Annotated in this window: 2 protein-coding genes; both read left to right on the plus strand. The window is 37.4% G+C overall.

What is annotated here, in order from left to right:
* Positions 1-1233, plus strand: a 1233-nt coding sequence (locus tag VFS71_RS11015; protein WP_326401275.1) for a chitobiase/beta-hexosaminidase C-terminal domain-containing protein, incomplete at its 5' end; no start/stop codon positions are given.
* A gap of 273 nt (positions 1234-1506) precedes the next feature.
* Positions 1507-3372: alpha-amylase C-terminal beta-sheet domain-containing protein (locus VFS71_RS11020; protein ID WP_326401277.1), on the plus strand; the 1866-nt coding region annotated here is incomplete at its 3' end.

Consider the following 3372-nt stretch of genomic DNA (forward strand, 5'->3'; position numbering starts at 1 on the left):
GTTGTGCTTACCGCCAATGTAAACACTTCTACGATTTATTACACGACGGACGGAACGGAGCCAACCACTGCGTCGGCTTCGGCAGTCGGAACCAAATCGTTGGCAATTACAGCCAATACCACTTTGAAAGCTTTCGTCAAGAATGTTTCCAATGTGAGTTCGGCGGTAAAAACGGAAGTTTATAGTTTTAGTTCCGCTCCCGATCTAAGCATTTCTCCGGCGGGAGGATCGTTTACCACCGGAAACACGGTGAATGTTGTGCTTACGGCCAATGTAAATACTTCCACGATTTATTACACGACGGACGGAACGGAGCCAACAACTGCGTCGGCTTCTGCAGTCGGAACCAAATCGCTGGCAATTACAGCCAATACCACTTTGAAAGCTTTCGTCAAGAATGTTTCCAATGTGAGTTCAGCCGTAAAAGCGGAGATCTATAGTTTTAGTTCCGCTCCCGATGTAAGTATTTCCCCGACAGGCGGATCGTTTACCACCGGAAACACTGTAAATGTTGTGCTTACCGCCAACGTAAATACCTCGACGATTTATTATACCACAGATGGAACGGAGCCAACAACTGCGTCGGCTTCGGCAGTCGGGACCAAATCACTGGTAATTACAGCCAATACCATTTTGAAGGCCTTTGCCAAGAATGTTTCCAATGTGAGTTCAGTGGTAAAGACTGAGGTTTATGAATTTATATCATTAAATACTCTTACTGTTTATTTTAAACCACCGACTTCTTGGGGAGTTATTCCAAAAGTACAGTATTGGAATGCTGTTCCTGAAGGCAGTGTTGTTAGTAGTGTATGGCCTGGGGAAACAATGGTTGCAGGTTTAAATGGTTTTTATAAATACACTATTATTGGGCCAACTAGCGTTAATTTAATTTTCAGCAACGGTTTGACAGGTGTAAATAATCAAACTGCTGAATTGCTCGATAAAACAGATGGTTATTCTTTTTCTTGGGAAGAAACACTTGGAATCGTAGAAAATGAATCTGTTAAAAGTTCAGTTGTGATTTATCCAAATCCTGTGAGTCACATTTTTTATATTAGCTCTGATTCTCCTTCGGTATTTTATCAGATTTTGGGGATTCAAGGTAATGTGTTGCTTGAAGGTATTCCTAATAATGGGACAATTGATGTGAGTGGTTTAAAAGTAGGTGTTTATGTAATTAAAGTCAAATTTGAAAATGGCAAACAGTGTTATAAGAAGTTTATAAAAGAGTAAAATTTTGATTTTTTATCCAAAAAGGCTCAAAACTGAAGTAAGTTTTGAGCCTTTTTTTATGTTCGCAAAATTGTGAGTAAATGTGTTTTTAACTAATTGATATACATTTGGTTATTTGTGATCTTAACTATTTATTAACAAGAATTGAAACTACAACGTTTGATTGTTAATTATTCTAATAATATTAAGGAATTAAAACTAAATCTTTAAAAAATCATGCTTTTTATTATTAATTTCATACAATATTAACCCAAATAAACTAAAATAAACTTTATGAAATTAAAACATTATTTTTCGATGTTGTTGATTCTTCTATTTCATTATTTTGTTTTTTCTCAAGCAAAAGCAACGGGAAAAGAAGTAATGATCCAGGGTTTTCACTGGACGACGGATGTATCAGCTACTAAATGGTATGAGGTGATTAAAAGTAACTCTGCCACTTTACAAACGGCTGGTTTTGATGCTATTTGGCTTCCGCCACCTAGTAAATCTACAGGAGGTATGGGATACATTCCAACTGTATGGTATGATTTGAATAATGCTCAGGGAACTCAAGCCCAATTAGTGTCTTTGATAACTGATTTGCATTCAAAAAATATCAAAGTGATTGCAGATATTGTAATCAATCATCGAGGTGGAACACTTGGATGGTATGATTTTTCTACACCATCTTGGAATACACCTACGGAAACTTGGTCTATTTGCAATACTTCCAATATTAGTGCTTCTGGACAAAAAGGGACAGGTGCACCAGATTATGACCCAGTAGCTGCCGGTTTGAAATCTTCTGGTGAATCGGGTTCGTTTTCAGCGGCAAGAGATTTAGATCATTCTAATGCATTGGTTCGAGATGGAATCAAAACGTGGATGAATTGGTTAAAAAACGACATTGGTTTTGATGGATGGCGTTACGATTTTGTACATGGATACGATGGTAAATATATCAAAGAATATAATGATGCTACGAATCCATATTTTTCTGTAGGTGAATTATTGGAAGGAGATAGAAGCAGAATTGTAAAATGGTTGGATTATACCAAAGGAGGTACTGCTACAGCATCGTCAACTGCTTTTGATTTTGCTACCAAAAGTGCTTTGCAAAATGCATTTAAGGATAATAATTTGAGTTACCTAAAAGATAGTTCTGGAAAAGCTTCAGGATTAATAGGGGTGTGGCCATCCAATGCGGTAACAATGTTGGATAACCATGATACGGGACCAAAACCTTATGGGCAGGATTTATGGATTTTTCCTGGTGATCAAGTATTAAAAGGATATGCTTATTTACTGACACATCCTGGTACACCAATGGTTTGGTGGCCACATTATTTCAATTGGGGTATCAAAAATGAAATTGATGCTATGATTAAAATAAGAAAAGACAATGGATTGAGCAGTACTTCGGCTTTAAATATTGTTGCAGCTACGAACAATTTGTATGCTGCCATTATTGATGATAAAGTAGCTATGAAATTGGGATCTGATAATTGGACGCCGTCTGGAACGGGTTGGGTTCTAAAATTATCAGGAACAGGTTTTGCAATCTGGGACAAAGGAACTGTCGTTGATGTGCCGAGTTTGACTATTTCTCAGGCTGGAGGTACATTTTCAACTGGAACAACCGTAAGTACGGTATTAACGGCTAATAATACAGCTTCTACAATATATTATACTTTGGATGGTACAACACCTACGACATCTTCAGCATCAGCTGTTGGGACAAAGACATTTTCTATTGCTGCCAATACTACTTTGAAAGCATTTGTAAAAAATACTGCCAATGTGAGTTCTACTGTTTATACTGAGACTTATACTTTTGCCGTGATTCCTACATTTACTGTTTATTTTAAAAAACCAACAACATGGGCTTCATCCGTAAAAGTGTATTATTGGGGAACAACTGGAACAGCTCCGGTGGTTGCATGGCCAGGAGTTGCTATGACCCAAGATTGTGGTGATTGGTATTCATATACTTTTCCGTCAACAGTTAGCGCTTCTAACTTACTTTTCGATGATGGTACTTTAAAAACTGGTGATTTAACTGCAACAGCTGGGATTAAGTATTATGATTCAGCTTGGTTAAGTGCTGAACCTGCAAACAGATGTCCAGTTGTTGCTCCAGATTTAACAATTTTGCCT

The sequence above is a fragment of the Flavobacterium sp. genome (genome assembly GCF_035760125.1).
Taxonomy (GTDB): domain Bacteria; phylum Bacteroidota; class Bacteroidia; order Flavobacteriales; family Flavobacteriaceae; genus Flavobacterium.